The sequence below is a fragment of the Carnobacterium maltaromaticum DSM 20342 genome, from assembly GCF_000744945.1.
GTDB classification, from domain to species: Bacteria; Bacillota; Bacilli; order Lactobacillales; family Carnobacteriaceae; genus Carnobacterium; species Carnobacterium maltaromaticum.
Window position 1 is genome coordinate 1851265 of record NZ_JQMX01000001.1, and the last position, 16897, is coordinate 1868161.

14 protein-coding genes are annotated in these 16897 nt (G+C 35.6%); 3 read left to right on the plus strand and 11 right to left on the minus strand.

Features of this window, described 5'->3' with window-relative positions:
* Positions 1 to 33: 33 nt before the first annotated feature.
* From BR77_RS08840 to pth, 7 genes are all read right to left on the minus strand, one after another.
* Positions 34 to 537 (minus strand): S1 domain-containing RNA-binding protein, encoded by a 504-nt coding sequence (locus BR77_RS08840; protein ID WP_010054018.1) that lies wholly within the window; start codon positions 535 to 537, stop codon positions 34 to 36.
* 133 nt (positions 538 to 670) lie between these two features.
* A complete protein-coding gene (locus BR77_RS08845) occupies positions 671 to 1150 on the minus strand; it encodes an FtsB family cell division protein (RefSeq protein ID WP_010054017.1) in 480 nt (159 codons plus the stop codon).
* Between the two features lie 278 nt (positions 1151 to 1428).
* Positions 1429 to 1704 carry an RNA-binding S4 domain-containing protein gene (locus BR77_RS08850; RefSeq protein ID WP_015075458.1) on the minus strand — a complete coding sequence of 92 codons (276 nt, stop codon included), beginning with the start codon at positions 1702 to 1704 and terminating at the stop codon, positions 1429 to 1431.
* Entirely contained in the window at positions 1701 to 2762 is a 1062-nt protein-coding gene (locus BR77_RS08855; RefSeq protein WP_015075457.1) for a MazG nucleotide pyrophosphohydrolase domain-containing protein, read from the minus strand. Before BR77_RS08855 ends, BR77_RS08850 begins: the two co-directional genes overlap by 4 nt.
* A 9-nt stretch (positions 2763 to 2771) precedes the next feature.
* Complete coding sequence (locus BR77_RS08860; RefSeq protein ID WP_010054014.1) at positions 2772 to 4376, minus strand: putative polysaccharide biosynthesis protein; 1605 nt, start codon at positions 4374 to 4376, stop codon at positions 2772 to 2774.
* Between the two features lie 59 nt (positions 4377 to 4435).
* Entirely contained in the window at positions 4436 to 7969 is a 3534-nt protein-coding gene (gene mfd / locus BR77_RS08865) for a transcription-repair coupling factor (RefSeq protein ID WP_015075456.1), read from the minus strand.
* A 226-nt stretch (positions 7970 to 8195) separates the two neighbouring features.
* Positions 8196 to 8765, minus strand: a complete 570-nt coding sequence (gene pth / locus BR77_RS08870) for an aminoacyl-tRNA hydrolase (RefSeq protein WP_010054010.1) — start codon at positions 8763 to 8765, stop codon at positions 8196 to 8198.
* A 323-nt stretch (positions 8766 to 9088) separates the two neighbouring features.
* On the opposite strand from pth, the gene BR77_RS08875 reads away from it, so the two are divergent.
* On the plus strand, positions 9089 to 10054 hold the full coding sequence (locus BR77_RS08875; RefSeq protein WP_015075455.1) for an L-lactate dehydrogenase: 966 nt from the start codon (positions 9089 to 9091) through the stop codon (positions 10052 to 10054).
* 528 nt (positions 10055 to 10582) lie between these two features.
* On the opposite strand, the gene BR77_RS08880 is transcribed toward BR77_RS08875, so the two are convergent.
* The 3 genes from BR77_RS08880 to BR77_RS08890 form a co-directional block, all read right to left on the minus strand.
* On the minus strand, positions 10583 to 11422 hold the full coding sequence (locus BR77_RS08880; protein WP_015075454.1) for a hypothetical protein: 840 nt from the start codon (positions 11420 to 11422) through the stop codon (positions 10583 to 10585).
* A 98-nt stretch (positions 11423 to 11520) separates the two neighbouring features.
* Entirely contained in the window at positions 11521 to 12741 is a 1221-nt protein-coding gene (locus tag BR77_RS08885) for an amidohydrolase (protein WP_015075453.1), read from the minus strand.
* 16 nt (positions 12742 to 12757) lie between these two features.
* Complete coding sequence (locus tag BR77_RS08890) at positions 12758 to 13576, minus strand: ankyrin repeat domain-containing protein (protein WP_035064632.1); 819 nt, start codon at positions 13574 to 13576, stop codon at positions 12758 to 12760.
* Between the two features lie 114 nt (positions 13577 to 13690).
* Between BR77_RS08890 and BR77_RS08895 the strand changes: the two genes are divergently transcribed.
* A complete protein-coding gene (locus BR77_RS08895) occupies positions 13691 to 14578 on the plus strand; it encodes a LysR family transcriptional regulator (protein ID WP_035064635.1) in 888 nt (295 codons plus the stop codon).
* Between the two features lie 71 nt (positions 14579 to 14649).
* On the plus strand, positions 14650 to 15312 hold the full coding sequence (locus BR77_RS08900) for an O-methyltransferase (protein WP_015075450.1): 663 nt from the start codon (positions 14650 to 14652) through the stop codon (positions 15310 to 15312).
* Between the two features lie 151 nt (positions 15313 to 15463).
* Here the strand turns inward: BR77_RS08900 and BR77_RS08905 are convergent, their stop codons facing one another.
* Positions 15464 to 16801: a M20 family metallopeptidase gene (locus BR77_RS08905; protein ID WP_015075449.1), complete on the minus strand. Its 1338-nt coding sequence runs from the start codon at positions 16799 to 16801 to the stop codon at positions 15464 to 15466.
* Positions 16802 to 16897 lie beyond the last annotated feature (96 nt).

Here is a 16897-nt window from a genome sequence, read left to right on the forward strand (position 1 = left end):
AAGGATAAGTTTCCTTATCCTTATCATCTGATTTTAGCTACGGCGTCCGCCGCGTCCACCACGTTTTCCTTCAGTATTACGTTTTAATGAAGTTAAACGGTCATCACTATCTTTTATAAACGAGCTCATTAATGAATCAAAATCCTCTTTTTTAGGTGGTTCATTACGAGTATTACGTGTATTTCTTTGATTTTGGTAACCACCACTACGATTGCTATCGCGTCCGCCACCACTTCCGCCTTCACGACGTCCTTGATATCCGCCAGTACTTTCACGGCGAGGTGTTGTTTCTGAAGCTGGTTTATCGACTGCACGACGAATTGAAAGACCAATCTTTCCATCATCTCCAATTGACATTACCTTAACTAAAACTTCATCGCCAACTTTTAAAACATCTTTAATGTCTTTAATGAAGGTATCGGATACTTCACTAATGTGAACCAATCCTGTTTTTCCTTCACCTAAATCAATAAACGCACCAAAATTTGTAATACCTGATACTTTACCTGAAATTTTACTTCCTACTTCAATTGACATAAAAAATATGTTCCTCCTTAAAACTTGTATGCCTATTATAGCATGTTGTGCTGAGACTTAAAACGACTATTTGTCTAAATTCAACTAATTTTGCAAATAATTTTTATTTAAGCACTTTCCCTTGTCAGATAAATCAACTATTTGGCTCTGGAGCTTCATTTTCTTTACCTGATTCTTGTGTTTCGGCTTTTTTATCTGCATCAATTTTTTTCTTCGACTCTTCTAATGATTTCGTTGTTGCTTCACCAGATAAATTAAATATAATTTCATTATCTTTAGATAAATCATACTTAGCTCGAGCTAATTTTTCAATATAGCTATCGTCTTTTAATTGTTTAATTTGATTATTTAACAAGCGTTGATCAAGATTGGCTTTCTTTAATTCTTTCGCCACTTGAACTTCTTCAGATTTCATTTTAGCAAGCGCTTGTTGATTTGCCATTATTTTAAATCCCAGTCCACCAATTATTAGGAGTCCTACGAACAGAATTGCAAATAAGCGACGACGTGTTTGACGTTTATGCTTTTTTTCCCGATGTGACTGTAAGTTTTTCTCTTGAGTATACTCATTTCCTAAACTCGTGACATTCATTGCTCCACGCTTCTTATTCATTCAATCACTCCTATCTAAAAAGTTTGTTGAGACGGGTAGGCCTGAATCATCAGAACTGGCTAAATAGCCTCATAATTCTTACTATTTTTAATTTTATCTGAAAAGTAATTTGTTATCTAAAATTTTTTTATTCAGCATCTTTATAATACAAGATTCCGCTTTATTTGTCCAATATTTATAGTAGTCAAAAACGGCTATTTCCGGTTATTCTCGTGAATTTTAAAAAAAATTAAAGCTAGGTCGGTTAGACCTAACTTTAATTTCCATAGTGTACTTTTTTATGCTTTCATTTCAGGATCATTTTTATATGTTTCGCTAATGATGGTATACATATGAGCAGCTTCATCTTTTTTAGTTGTTTCAATAATCCGATCAATCTTAACAACCAATGTCTTGTTTCCAAAAGCAATTGATAATTCATCGCCTATTTTTACATCTGTTGAAGACTTAGCTGTGATTCCATTCACTTCAATTCGGCCTTTATCTGCAACTTCTTTAGCAATTGTTCGACGTTTAATAATTCGAGATACTTTCAAAAATTTATCTAGTCTCATGTTAAATTCCTCTTTTCTTCTGCTTTTATTTTTTGCCATAAGGCATCTAATTCTTCTACTGTTTCTACTTTAACTCCATCGAAAACATGCGGATGGCGGCGACGTAATTTATGATTTAGAGTTTCAAGAACATCTTCTAAATTAAAGTAGCCTGTTCGCTCACCATAATTCGTTTGATACATAACTTGCATCAGAACATCGCCTAATTCTTCAATTATATTGTCAATATCTTCATTTTCAATAGCTGAAATCAACTCAGCTGTTTCTTCTTTTAAATAAGGAATCAACGTTTCATGGGTTTGCTCTAACAACCAAATATCCCCATTCTCTCCACCAATCTCATCCATATAAGTTTGCACTGTTTGAAAAGACTTTGCCCGATCGTCCAAAGCCAGTGGCGGCACATAAAGCGAGGTCAAATTATGAACCCCTTCCATACGGTCCATTTCATATAAAGGCAACCAGTCAATTTGCTCAGCCTCACTACCGGCACTATGAACTAGCGCAACTTGATGATCATCTGGGTAGATTTCTTGAAGTGTTAATTTCACATCGCTTGCAATATATTCATTAAAAATCTGCATTACAATGACATGTTGTCCCATTTGAACAGCATTTTGATCTAAATCTAGACCATCTAACAATTGAAATCCTTCCACGGGATCAACTTTTACAGCAGTAAAAAAATCGTCTAAAAAGCTTTGTCCGCCCTTAATTTCAACGACAATTCCAGCTGTGTTTTCTAACAAGAGCTGAACAGATTTTTCAGCAACCATCGGGTGACCAGGCACAGCATAAATAATGTCTTCTTTACTTATCGTAGCTTCTTTTAATAAATCACCGACAATTTTTTCATAAACCGTTTCAAATTGTTCATTCGCTTCATAGACTTCATCAAAATCTTCAAACATTAACCCTTCTGATTTTAAATTTTCTACAACAGGATGCAATTTCGTTCTTAAATAAATAGGCAACCCTTTTTTAAGGAGTTGATATACACCAAATGGCAACTGTGCTAAATCTCCTGGTCCTAAACCGACAACTAAAATTTTTCCCATTTGAATTTCCTACTTTCTATTCCTAATTCGTACTATTCTTTTTCCGAAAGGCATATAAAGCCATTCTCTTATAGTAAATAACTTGAATTTAAAAATCAACCACACAAACAGTGGAACACCAATACTTATACCAATGATAATTGCTACTAAGGAACCTGATCTGGTCGCAATAAATGCCCATTGGCCTAAAAATAAGAAGACTATTGTAATGACAAATGTCATAATCCAACAACAAATAACTAATTTTAATAGAAAGCTACCTTTTAGCAAACTTCCTTTTAAACGGGTTGGCATAGCGAGCCAAAGTACCAATAAAATTCCACCTAAACTAAAGACTGTAGCAATACTTGCACCCATAGTTCCAAAAGGTCCAATTAGGAATTGATTAAAGCCCCATTTTAAAAGAAGTCCAAAAACTAAAGCTAGCATAGCCATTCGATGTTGATTACGGCTTTGCAAGATTGTGTTATATGCACCAATTAAGGAAGCAACAATAATTGCTAAAATATAGACGCTTAACACAGCATTCCCATCTCGATCACCAAAGAGTAAATCATTGATAAAAGGCATAAGTGTTAGCATTCCAGCTGTAGCTACCATTGCAAATGCTGTTGTAATACGCAATAAGGAAACCGCAGTCCGATAAAACTCACCTTCTTGGCGGTGCACAAAATGTTTGGTTAACATTGGGATTAGGCTTGACGCAAACCCTGTCCCAACAACCATTCCTAGCTGAACTAATGGTTGACCACGATCATAAATTCCCTTTAAATTTTTTGCTTCATCTGCAAGTACACCTGAATCCATTAGCCCATTAAATAAGGTAAAGGAGTCAATTAATTGTAACAAAATAAGTAAGGCACTTAAAATACAAATAGCCGAGCCTTCGGTTAGAAAACGAAGAAACAACTTAGAGTAGCTAGGCGCATTAGTGACCTCTCCATAATTCAAAGAAGGAACTTCTTTCAACGCTTGATTCCCGCCTTTTAAATAGTAGTAATACATCATCACAAATAGGGCTGCAATTCCGGCAATCCAAGCGCTACTCATGGCATAGGTCCCCATACGATACTCAGACCAATCTGATTTTAAAAATAAAGCTGCTGCAATAAGGATAACCGCAACCCGAACAATTTGTTCCACTACTTGTGAAATAGCTGTGGGAATCATATTTTCAGTTCCTTGAAAATAACCACGCCAGACTACTAATCCCGGCATAAGGAGAAACATCCATGATACGGCTTTAACAATCGGGGCTAACTGGCTGTCTCCCATACCATTGGCAATCACATCTGAAAAGGTATAGATTCCCAAAAATAATACAATGGCGAAAAGAGTTAGGATTAGCGACGCACGTTTGAGAATAATTTTTCGTTCTCCATTGTGTTTTGTTTCGGCTATTAATTTAGATAGAAAAATTGGAAAACCAGACAAGGCAAAGGTCATTCCAATTCCATAAATAGGGTACACTTGCTGATAAACATAAAATCCAGTATTTCCAACCATATTTTGGAATGGAACCCGGTAAACAGCACTGAGAACTTTGGCAATCAAAGAGGCAACAGATAGAACAACTGCCCCTTTCATCATTTGCTTCATTTGTTTATTTCCCATGATTCACCTCCAGATTCTGTCGAACTACACTTGTTTTGGCTCTTTTTGACTCGTGTAGCTTACAGTTGGCCTGCGACCAATTTAGAACGGTATTTAGCTATATTAGCTACAAATTTCTCTATATAACCTAACCACTCAAAACTTGCATTGATATCTTTAAGATGCATTGTCACAACTAATTTTTCTTTTTTCACAGACATCGTTGCTTGCAACGGAATATCTCCTAGTGCTTTCATAATTTCTTCCGCTGGCAAACTTGCTGTTCCAGATGTAGATAAGGTTAAATGCACACAGTCATCTACACGACGAATCGTTTCAAATAAAGCCCGCTCGCTTTCCATTTTGATTGCACCAATGGCTAGTAAATCTGCAACTTCATCTGGGAATACACCAAAACGGTCAATTAAGTCATCTTGTAAAGTAGTGTACTCATCACGATCCGTTAACTCACGAATGCGTTTATAAATTTCAATTTTTTGACGTTCATCTTCTATATAGGTGCTTGGTAAATAAGCATTGATTCCTAAATCGATTTCAACAACTGTTTTCTCGTCTTTCTTCTCAAGTCCACGTTTGCGTACGACTGCCTCACTTAACATTTCAGAGTATAAATCAAATCCGACTGAATCAATAAAGCCATGTTGTTGGGCTCCTAATAAATTACCTGCACCACGAATGGATAGATCTCGCATCGCTATTTTAAAACCAGAACCCAATTCAGTGAAATCTTTAATTGCTTGTAATCTCTTTTCACTGACCTCAGTCAATACTTTGTCTGGCTGATACATAAAGTAAGCATAAGCTACGCGGTTGCTTCGTCCAACCCGTCCTCGCAATTGATACAATTGTGATAAACCCATATGATCGGCATTTTCAACAAATAAAGTATTTACATTAGGAATATCTACCCCAGTTTCAATAATGGTTGTTGTCACCAGAACATCATACTCACCTTCCACAAATTGATATAAGATGCTTTCTAATTGCGCTTCGGTCATTTGGCCATGTGCATAAGCTATTTTAGCATCTGGTACAAGCATTTGCAGCTCTTCTACTTTTTTACCGATTGTTTCAACACGGTTATATAAATAAAAAACTTGTCCGCCACGGGTTAATTCTCGTTCAATTGCTTCTCGAATTGCGCCGGGATTTTGCTCCATAACATAGGTTTGAACTGGATAACGATTTGCTGGTGGTGTTTCAATAACCGATAAGTCACGAACACCTAACATAGACATATGCAAGGTTCTTGGAATCGGAGTAGCAGTCAATGTTAACACATCTACTTGAGCTTTTAATTGTTTTAGTTTTTCTTTATGCTTCACACCAAATCGTTGCTCTTCATCAACAATCAGTAAGCCTAAATCTAAAAACTCAATGTCTTTAGATAAAATTCGGTGCGTTCCAATCACAACGTCAACTAACCCTTTTTTTAATCCGTCCATTGTTTCATTTTGTTGTTTTTTTGTTCTAAAACGACTTAACAAACCGATTTCAACTGGAAAATCTTCGAAACGCTGCACTAAACTTTCGTAATGCTGTTGGGCTAATATTGTTGTCGGTACTAAGAAAGCAGCTTGCTTTCCATCTTGAACTGCCTTGAAAATAGCACGCATCGCTACTTCTGTTTTCCCGTATCCAACATCTCCAACCAATAAACGATCCATAGGTTTTTTACTTTCCATATCATGTTTAATTTCAGCAGTACTACGCAATTGATCATCTGTTTCAGTATAAGGAAAGGCATTCTCAAACTCTTGTTGGTAAGGGCTATCTGGTGAAAATGCAAAGCCAACTTCTGCTTCACGAGCTGCATAAAGCTCAATTAAATCATCGGCAATATCTTCAATTTTAGCCGCTACTTTTTTCTTAGTTTTAGCCCACTCTGTTCCGCCTAATTTATTTATTTTTGGTGTTTTGGCATCTGACGATACATATTTTTGGAGTAAATTGATTTGTGTCACAGGAATAAATAGTTTTGCATCGTCCTTATAGAGAACGGACATGTAATCTTGATGGACTCCACCTATTTCTAAAGTTTCCATTCCAGTGTATTTTCCGATTCCGTGATTTACATGCACGACAAAATCACCTGGGTTTAACTCTGTGTAACTTTTTAAACGTTCTGCATTGGATAAAGTTTGACGCCTAGCTACTTTTTTTGTGACTTTATTGAACATTTCGCGTTCATTAATGATAACAATTTTTTCTTTTGGAAGCTCAAATCCATTATGAATTGCTCCCATCATGATTTGAACTTTTCCTGTTTCGATTTTCTTAGGTTTTACAATTTTACTTTGGATTTCAAAGTCTTTAAAGGTTTGATTGACTTTTTTCGCTCGATCTTCATCAGATACAATCACTAATACAGTATTTTTCTGTTTCACCCAACGATCCATTTCCGTTTTCAATAAGGGCATTTGTCCAAAAAATTGCTGCATATTACGGTACTGAAACGCATGAATTTGTTTAAAACGAATATTTCCCATCCCTTTTTGGAATAAAGAAAAATAAAGTGTTCCTTGTTGAACATCTTTAAGCACGCCTCTCAAATCGTTAGCAAATGTTTGGTGCTGTAGAATTTTACGTTCTTCCAGCTTACTCGTAATCCACTCTGCTTCTTCTTCAATTAAACGGCGCTCCGTTTCCATAATCCGTGGATATTCATCCATAATTAATAAGCTATTTTTATGCATGTAATCTAAGACACTCGTATGTTGTGGATAAATAAAATCTGTATACAGAGCTAAACTATCCATTGGTTCACCTTTATCAAAAGCATCAATAATAGGGGTCAGATTTTTTATAAATAGGCCTTTTGTAGCCGCATCAAGAATCAAATCGCTATTTCTTTCCACAGCTTCACTAAAATCTTGCGCACCAGCTTTTAACATGCTTGATGTATAAATCGTATCCGTTGCCGGAAGTATCGTAATCTTATCAATAGAAGCTATCGAACGCTGTGTATCTGCTTCAAAATAACGTAGAGAATCCACTTCAGTATCAAATAGTTCAACACGAATAGGGTATTCTTCCGTTAATGGATAAATATCAACTATCCCACCACGCATACTAAATTCACCTGGTTTTCCAACCAGGTGTTCTCTTGTATATCCCATATCAACTAAATCTTGAGCTAAATTAGTTGGATCAAGTTCGCCACCTTTGGTAATTTTAAAGCGTGCTTTTTTCCAAACTTCTTTTGGTGTAATTAGTTTACGAACACCGGAGAGAGGAATAATCACAATACCTTTTTTACCACTTAGTAAAAAATCCAACGCAGCTACTCGCTCTGCTCGGTATTCAGGTGAAGAAATAGACATTTCTGCCTGAATCATTTCATCAACAGGAAACAAATGCAACTGATCCTCAGGAACAAAACCAGAAAAATCCTCAATTAATTGACTAGCATGAAATAAATTATGCGCAACTAAAATGATTGGTTTCTTCTTTTTTTCTAAAATCGTACTGATGACTAATGTTCGTGCAGAACCTGATAAACCTGTAACTAATTGTGTTTGATTCTCTTCAAGAGATTCTAATAAATTTTCTATGTCAGATGTATCTGCTAATAACTGTTTGATATCTACCATGTTTTTACTCCTTAATTCAATTTAATCGTTCTTTTCGGACAACTCTTCAGAAAAAAGATGAAATCCCCTCAAAGTTAAAAGATACTTTGGGTGTATTTCCCTATTTTTCTGCCAGAGTTAAGCGCCTCAACGAGCATGTTTGTTTTTTAAGTACTTTTTTATTTGAATGGTAAAAGAAGCGCAGATTACTCTGTGCCTCTTTTATATTTTTTGATTCTTAATTTATTTAGCTTTTACGGTTAAACTGATTCATTGTTTCTAAAAATGTGTGGCCTTCAATCCAGTAATTTAAAGCCTCGGCAGCATCTTTAACCGCAAAAAGTATGTCTTCATGATGCTCTTTTGGAAACGCACCTAACACATGGTTAATAACTGTCTGACCTGGGAAAGGTCTGTCAATGCCTATTCTGATTCGATTAAAGTCGGAAGTACCTAGATGTTGGATTAAACTTTTAATCCCATTATGCCCACCTGCACTACCTTTTTGGCGTAATCTAATTTTCCCAACTGGTAAATCTAAATCGTCATACACCACAACTAAATCTTCAATACCTAAATCATAATAATCCATTAATGGTCTAACTGCTTGTCCTGAATCATTCATAAAGGTCTGTGGTTTGACTAATAGCACTTTCTCAGTTCCAATAAAAGCTTCTGCATAAACTGCATCAAACTTACTTTTGTTAAACTGCAACTTATGTTGGAAAGCCATTTCATCCATAGTGATAAAGCCAATATTATGTTTTGTTGCGGTATATTTTGCACCGGGATTCCCTAAACCGACGATTATCTTCATTTTCTAGCTCCTTATTTTACGATTGTTATTTTTACAATGCCTAAAAACCCAAAAATCAACAGATAGTCTGCTTATTTCTGGTTTCTTTACTTTTTTTATTGTGTAGGTCTGCAATAGCGCATTTATTTTACGGATGTACAGATAGTCATATTTTATTAGTATACCATATTTTAGATCTGATAAGGAGGATATGCATTTTTTTCTTCGTAAATTTTACTGCCTTGAAAAACTACATTGAATAATGAGACTTTTTACCCAACATTCTGAAATAAACATGATATACTGTTCTTGTCCTATGAAAATAAGTTAAGGGGGAACTATTTATGAAACAAACTGAAATTAAAGATCATCAAAAAGTCATTGTTGTTGGTGATGGAGCGGTTGGTTCTAGCTATGCTTTTGCACTAGTGACTCAAAATATTGCGCAAGAAATTGGCATCATTGATATTGATAAAGATAAAACAGAAGGAGACGCGATTGATTTATCTCATGCGCTAGCTTTTACTTCTCCTAAAAAAATATACAGTGCAACCTATCAAGATTGCCACGATGCTGATTTGATCGTGATAACTGCTGGAGCAGCTCAAAAACCTGGAGAAACACGTTTAGACCTAGTCAATAAGAATCTTAAGATTTTCAAAGCAATTATTGCTGATATTATGGCTAGTGGCTTTGACGGTATTTTATTGGTAGCAAGTAATCCCGTTGATATCCTAACTTACGCTACTTGGAAATTTTCTGGTTTACCTAAAAGTCGTGTAATCGGTAGTGGAACTTCATTAGATAGCGCTCGCTTCCGTCAAGCTATTGCTGACCTAGTTCATGTTGATGCCCGAAATGTTCATGGTTATATTTTAGGAGAACACGGCGACACAGAATTTCCTGTTTGGTCACACGCCAATATTGGCGGTCTTCAAATTTATGAGTGGGTGAAAGACAATCCAGAAGTTGACGAAGAAGCTTTAGTTAAAGTCTTTTTCAAAGTGAGAGATGCCGCTTATGAAATCATCGAGAAGAAAGGCGCGACTTTCTATGGAATTGCTGTGGCTTTAGCTCGTATTACCAAGGCGATTTTAAATGATGAGAGTTCTATTTTACCTTTATCTGTTTATTTAGATGGTGAATATGGTCAAGAGGATATCTTTATTGGAGCTCCTGCGGTGATTAATCGCCAAGGTATTCAACATGTAATTGAAATTCCTTTGACAGATGCAGAAATGGACAAAATGATTCATTCCGCTTCGACCTTGAAGCAAATTTTAAACGATGCTTTTGATGCATTAGACTAAAATATCTAAAACATTAGATTTATTTTTCAAATAAGGAACTTAATTCTTCTATTAAAGAACAGTTCCTTTTTCTGCAACATGCTATAATTATCTTGTAGAAAGTTAAATGGATGGTGGCTAGCTCGTTGTAAAAAGGGGGCGATGCCTATGTTTTTAGTGTTTGCTCCTAGAAAGGATTAAACGTGTCAGTTTTTGAAGCGTTGATGTTCGCACTTACGTTCACAACTCTGGCTTTAAAAATTTATGATCATAAAAACAAAAAATAACTACTCCTAAACTTTGACCGGTTTAAGTAGTTATTTTTTTTAACGAACAACAGTTGTCATCGTCTTTTGAACGATCTACCTAAAAGGAATCATGTTAACGCATGGTTCCTTTTTCATTTTTATTCTACCATGTTCCTATGCTAAATGCTAGATTATATCCTTATTTTAGAGATTCCTACAGATTTTCTAGTTAAAAATTTAGCTCATTCTATTGAAAAAAGCTGTACTCAAGATAAAGTTTCTTGACTACAGCAACATTTAACTAGCTTTCTTCTTTTTCACTTAGCTTTTCTAACAACTTTTGTTGTTGTTCTAAGAGCGTAATAATTCGTTCATCTACTGAAACTTTTTTATTTTTTCTGATTAAATGCTTGTTTAATTCAAAAATTCTATACAGCTCAACTAGATGTCCACTAATAATCACAACGGTACTTGCACCAACAAATCCCCGTAAATAGTTACGATAAATCGTTAGATTATCAAACCAAACTGTAATTAAGTCTGGAATATTGGCTATTTCTTTCGTTGTAGCAATAATGTGCTTTACTGTGTTCATTAAAGTTGTCGCATCACTAATGATACTGTCTAATGACCATGTAAATTGACTAACTACTCCTGTCACTTCATCTGATAGCTTCGTTAATTCTGCCACACTTAATTTTTGCAAAGAACTATTAATCGTATCCACTAGCTGATAAGAAACATTTCCTAGTATTCCTGCTAAAGAAATCGTACTAACTAGCATGAAAAGATACCCAACAAAAATCAACTTGTTACCAAAGTACCACTTTGTAGCTTTAGAGCTTTTCCACTGTAGGACTAAAATAAGAACAATTCCAATACTAAAGAATAACAATTGAGCGCTAATTACGATGCTTAAGTTAATCAAAATCGTTTTAAAATTCTTGATTAATACATCTAACCACTGCTCATTCAAAAAGAATTTAAAGAGGTTAACCCATGATAAATTAAAAGGTGCTGTAATAATATCGGTCACAATTTTTGCTTGATTGAACAGTAAATACCAGACACTAATTAAAAACACCGGACTACCTACAAACAAACACTTATTTTTTAGACTTAACGCTCTCCAATAGGCCATTTATACCTCCATTTAATTGCTATGCTGTATTGCTTACTCGATAAGTTAAACTTTAGCATATCTATAAAAAGAGCGCAATATTTAATAACATGTACTCGTTAAAAAGAACCATGTGTTTGTTCCCCTTGATGCATAACTATGACTTTTTTACTGTTCCGGGCCACGGCTTCTGCAGAACAACTAGCTTCTACAAAAACAAAATCAGCCTTGTCACCTACTACAGGCCAGACTTGTTTCCCATTTGGATTAAGAGGGGTAACGCCATCTGTAATAAATCCCAGCGTTTGACTAAGTTCTTGCTCTGTAACTTGACCAAAAACTTCACCTAAACGTCCAACTCGCTCTAAAATATCTCCATTTCCATAGGGAGACCAATTATCAAATATATTGTCGCAACCAACGGATACTTTTACACCCGCTGCTTTTAAATCCATCACTGGTGGTATCACACCAGTAATTGGAACGCTAGTCATGATTTCAACTTGATTTTCTGCCAAGCGCTGAAACAGTTCTGCTTTTTGACTGCCACTAACATCACCTAAAGCAAAAGCATGACTGATAGCAACTTTTCCCTGAAACTTATGATTTTCAACCAAACTCAAAAAATACTCAACCGTTTTCAAACCCATTTCTCCGCGTTCATGCAAATGGATATCAATTCCAGCCTCATTTTGATTAGCTAAAGAAAAAGTTGCCTCTAAAGACTTTTTCATATCGCCATCAACTGCTGTTGGATCCACACCTCCAACAATTGTCGCTCCCTTTGTAAGTGCTTCTTGCATTAGTTCGATACTATTACTTCGTAACAATCCATGCTGTGGAAAAGCTACAATTTCAGAAGAAAGCTTTTCTTGATAATTGTCTACTACTTCTTTAACACTTGAAAAATAATGTAATCCCGCTGTTGGATGTACGTCTACATGGCTTCTTATTTTTGTAATGCCATTGGTTAAATAACGGTTTAACAGAACTTCTGCTCGTTGAGAAACGGACAAAGGTAACTTCTCAAGCTCTACCATTTCCGATTCAAAGCGTTGAATAATGGAAGGAACTTTAGTGACTGCTTGCCAATTCGTTCCTAAACGTGATTTATCCAAATGACTGTGCTTTTCAATAAAGCCAGGTAATGCCAATAAGCCTTTAGCGTCATAATACTCAGCATCTTCCCTTATAACTGAATTACTCGGTAAAATTTGCTTAATCAAACCTTCTTGGATCAATAAATCAACTAACTCTGTTTTTGTTCCTACAATAGTTTCTCCTTCGTACTCATATCCTGTTTCTACTCGAACATTTTGTAACCATTTCTTTCTAGTCATACCAACTTGCTCCTCTCTACTCATATGCACCAGCATTACGTAATTCTTCGGCTATTTTACCATATCCCATTTGATTGGCGTGCCTTAATGGTCTGATTCCATTAGCATCAGCTAAGTTTGGGTCAGCACCATGTTCTAACAAGACTTGAACAATCTGTTGTTGAGTCGTATCACCATTCGTTAATACGATTGCTTCTAACAAGGCTGTCCAACCTGGCTGATTTACATGATTTACATCAATATCTGTTTGTTCTAATAATAAGCGCACATTATCTAAATGTCCTTTTTCTGCTGCAGGAATTAAAGCCGTTCCACCAAAACGATTTGTTAATGTGGTATCTGGATTGTAAGCTAACATCATTTGTAAAATCTCCGTTCTGCCTTCTGCCCCAGCATATAAAAAAGGACTATCCTGAATGGCATCTTGTTGGTTGACATTCGCACCATTTAGCAAAAAAATTTCAGCCATCTCTAAATTATTTTTATGTGTAGCGACTAGTAAACCAGTTTGTTGTTTTTCGTCCATAGCATCAACATTTGCGCCAACTGTTAATAATCGTTTTATCTCTGATAGATTCTGATTAGCGGTTGCTGTGATTAACTCTTGATTCAATTGAGGATTATCTATTTTCATGACTTCTTTCTCCTTTGATTCTAGTTCTTGGCTTGATTCAATTTGCTTGGAATCACTAGCTTGACTAGTTGGCTGTTTTTCTGAAGTTGACTGATCTTTAGATCTTGTTGAAGAATCTTTCAATAAAGTGACACTAAAAATACCAATACTGATTAAGACAATTCCGATTAAACTAAAAAATAGAACATAATTTTTTTTCATCTGAAGCACCTCCGTATTTATAAGACTAATTAAAGCATACCACGAGCTGTTATAGATGAAAAATATCCATATAATTGTTAAACTATACGAAATAGATATAGTTAGGAGGAAAATATGGATATTCGTCAATTACGTTATTTTATTGCAATCGCTGAAGAAAAAAACATTACTCAAGCTGCAGCCCGCTTGCATATGGCACAACCTCCTCTAAGTCAACAACTTAAGCAAATGGAGGAAAAATTAGGTACAATTCTAATCGAGCGAACATCACGGAAAACTCATTTAACGACAGCTGGAGAAGTTTTATATCAAGAAGCCGTAAAAATTTTACAACAATTGGAAGAAACGGAACAATTAGTCAAAGAAACAAGTTTAGGATTAAAAGGTCAATTACGTTTAGGCGTTAATACCTTGTCTGCAGAAGAATTAGCTCCGAGTTTGCAAAGTTTTCAGAATAAATTTCCGGAGGTTACTTATGCAATTCATCAAAATGAATCTAAGTTGCTTGCCGAAATGGTTCGGAATCATACCATTGAATTAGCTTTAGTCCGCTTCCCTCTGGAATTGCATGGCTTTGACATCACCTATTTAAATGTGGAACCTTTTTACTTTATTTGTGATGGCAAAAAAGACGCGCTTCAACCTGGGCCAAATCCTAATGATTATTATGGTATTGCCAACAGTAAACTTTTATTGCCTAGCACAGAAGGCCTTGGAGTTTATCATTCAATCATTGAATATTTAGCTAAATTCCAATTAAATCCTACCTCTATTTCAACTTGTTCTGATTTATCTTTACTTTTTAATTTAGTTGAAAGTGGTTTTTGTACAAGCATCGTACCAAAATCGGTTTTACAGCTCCACGCTGGTCGAAAAATAGAAGCACATTTATTAGATGATCCTCTATTTAATTCCTCTTACGGGCTTATTTGGTCGAAAAATCGAACCTTAACTAAAGTAGCTGAACATTTCTTAGCTGAATTCGTTGGGATTCACGATTAAGATTGGAGGCTGATTTAATTGAATAACTCCCCTTACTTCTATATACTAAAAATATAAAAGGAGTGATTTCAATGGAAGAATTATTTTCAGCTGTTGATGCTTATTTTATTGATAAGCTCATTGAGAAAGAGGCTATTTTTGACCAAGTTCTAGCAAACAATCAAAAACACGGATTACCACCTCATGATGTTTCACCTTCTCAAGGGAAATTTCTTTACTTATTATCTAAAATTGCTAAGGCCCAAAGAATTCTAGAAATTGGTACTCTAGGCGGATATAGCACGATTTGGTTTGCTAAGGCTATTCCTCAGAATGGTAAAATTATTTCACTAGAATTTGATCAAACTCATGCGAAAGTCGCTCAAGAAAACACTAAATTAGCTGGTTTTTCAGATAAAATTGATATTATAGTCGGTCCTGCTTCTGAATCATTAGCACAGTTGGTTAATGAAAATTCGTTGCCTTTTGACTTAATTTTTATTGATGCTGATAAAGAAAATAATCCTCTTTACTTGAAATATGCACAACAATTAGCAAAATCTGGAACTATTACTATCGGGGATAATGTTGTTCGAAATGGTGAAGTCCTTAGCACTGAGAGTAATGATGGACGTATTTTAGGAGTAAGACAATTTGTTGAGGAACTCGCCACTAACCAAAAACTGACTTCAACGGCTATTGAGACTGTTGGTGTTAAGGGCTATGATGGGTTTACGATTAGTATTGTTGAGTAATATCATTTTGTTACTAAAAAGACCTTGTCTCTCATCAAAATTACCATAACAAATTTCACAAAAAATGAATATACTTTTAAAAGACCCATTTAAAGTTTTTTCGACTTTAAACAGGTCTTTTCTATTTTATTTACAACTAACACTATCAATTTTACTCACAACATAATTTTTTTATTGCTGCAGCATAAATTTCAGTAGCTTTATATAATTCTTCAAGAACTAAACCTTCATTTGCTTGGTGCGCTAACCCGACAGATGTCGGAAAATGAGCTCCAAAAGCGACCATATTTTTCATAGTTCGTGCATACGTTGCTCCACCAGACGTTATCGGTTCAGTAAGATCGTTTGTAGCTTCGCGGTAAACCCCCAGTAAAGTCTCAACCAACTGACTATCTTTTGGTACATACAATGAAGGAACATAATCAAATTCATGATACTTTAAATTATATTCCTTGGCAGTAGCTTGTAACTTATCTACAAGTTGTTTTTTATCAGCCGTGACTGGTATACGCATATCAATTTTTATTTCTGATTGGTTCTTATTTATGGTTAACATCCCCACATTAAAAGTTAGTTCCCCACTTACATCATCCTTAACTTCCCCAAAAATAGTGGCACCATTGGTCTGACTACCAACCTGTTCAGCTAAAAAATGAATCATTGGATGAGGGTAGTTAGCTACTAAGCCTTGAGCCAACAAGTTAATGGCGTTAACTCCACTCCCTGCTAAACTAGTATGAACGGCTTTGCCTTCAACAGTTAATGTCCCAGCTAATTCCTTAACAGGTAATCCTAGTTTCATAAAATGAGGAAGCAACGCTTTACTATCACTACCAGTATAGGATGCATTTCCAGGAACCACATTAAATGCATCGCCACAATCCAAGTCTAATTCTTCGCTACCTGGACCCGTTAAAGTCACTTGTAATAAGCCTTTTTCTGCGTAAATCAAAGGAAATGCCCCGTCAGGAACAAAACCCATTGTTGGCGCTTCTTCATTTTTATTGTACTGCGCCATACACCGCCATAAGGTTTCCTCATCCGCTCCAAAAACAAAACGAATTCTTTGCTTAAATGTATAACCTGCATCAACAACCGCTTTAAATGCTGATAAAGCAGCAATTGTCGGCCCTTTATCATCTTGAGAACCTCGACCATATATAATCCCATCTTTGACAACTGCTGAAAAAGGATCTGTATTCCATAAAGTTAAATCTCCCGCAGGTACAACATCTAAATGACACAAAACACCAATCAAATCCGTTCCTGTTCCATAATCTGCATAGGCATAAAACCCATTTGGGTCAAGATACGTTGTCATTCCAAGCTCTTCACAAATAGCTAGCGCCTCTTCCAAACATAGCTGCACACCAGCACCAAAAGGCGGATTTGTCAGCCCATCAGATGTATTGAAAGAAGGACAGTTAATTAAACGAGTTAGGGACTTCACACTTGCTTCTTTTTGCTCTTCAGTTAATTGAATCGACATTTATTGTTCACTCCTAAATAAAAAGTTTGTTGAGCCTGTTAGCTCTGGCAGAAAAATAGGGAAATTTGATGTGGCGCTTTTTGCCACCTCGAAATT

Coding starts and splice junctions, on each gene's coding strand:
- BR77_RS08840 (WP_010054018.1), bottom strand. CDS start 537: ATGTCAATTGAAGTAGGAAGTAAAATTTCAGGTAAAGTATCAGGTATT.
- BR77_RS08845 (WP_010054017.1), bottom strand. CDS start 1,150: ATGAATAAGAAGCGTGGAGCAATGAATGTCACGAGTTTAGGAAATGAG.
- BR77_RS08850 (WP_015075458.1), bottom strand. CDS start 1,704: ATGAGACTAGATAAATTTTTGAAAGTATCTCGAATTATTAAACGTCGA.
- BR77_RS08855 (WP_015075457.1), bottom strand. CDS start 2,762: ATGGGAAAAATTTTAGTTGTCGGTTTAGGACCAGGAGATTTAGCACAG.
- BR77_RS08860 (WP_010054014.1), bottom strand. CDS start 4,376: ATGGGAAATAAACAAATGAAGCAAATGATGAAAGGGGCAGTTGTTCTA.
- mfd (WP_015075456.1), bottom strand. CDS start 7,969: ATGGTAGATATCAAACAGTTATTAGCAGATACATCTGACATAGAAAAT.
- pth (WP_010054010.1), bottom strand. CDS start 8,765: ATGAAGATAATCGTCGGTTTAGGGAATCCCGGTGCAAAATATACCGCA.
- BR77_RS08875 (WP_015075455.1), top strand. CDS start 9,089: ATGAAACAAACTGAAATTAAAGATCATCAAAAAGTCATTGTTGTTGGT.
- BR77_RS08880 (WP_015075454.1), bottom strand. CDS start 11,422: ATGGCCTATTGGAGAGCGTTAAGTCTAAAAAATAAGTGTTTGTTTGTA.
- BR77_RS08885 (WP_015075453.1), bottom strand. CDS start 12,741: ATGACTAGAAAGAAATGGTTACAAAATGTTCGAGTAGAAACAGGATAT.
- BR77_RS08890 (WP_035064632.1), bottom strand. CDS start 13,576: ATGAAAAAAAATTATGTTCTATTTTTTAGTTTAATCGGAATTGTCTTA.
- BR77_RS08895 (WP_035064635.1), top strand. CDS start 13,691: ATGGATATTCGTCAATTACGTTATTTTATTGCAATCGCTGAAGAAAAA.
- BR77_RS08900 (WP_015075450.1), top strand. CDS start 14,650: ATGGAAGAATTATTTTCAGCTGTTGATGCTTATTTTATTGATAAGCTC.
- BR77_RS08905 (WP_015075449.1), bottom strand. CDS start 16,801: ATGTCGATTCAATTAACTGAAGAGCAAAAAGAAGCAAGTGTGAAGTCC.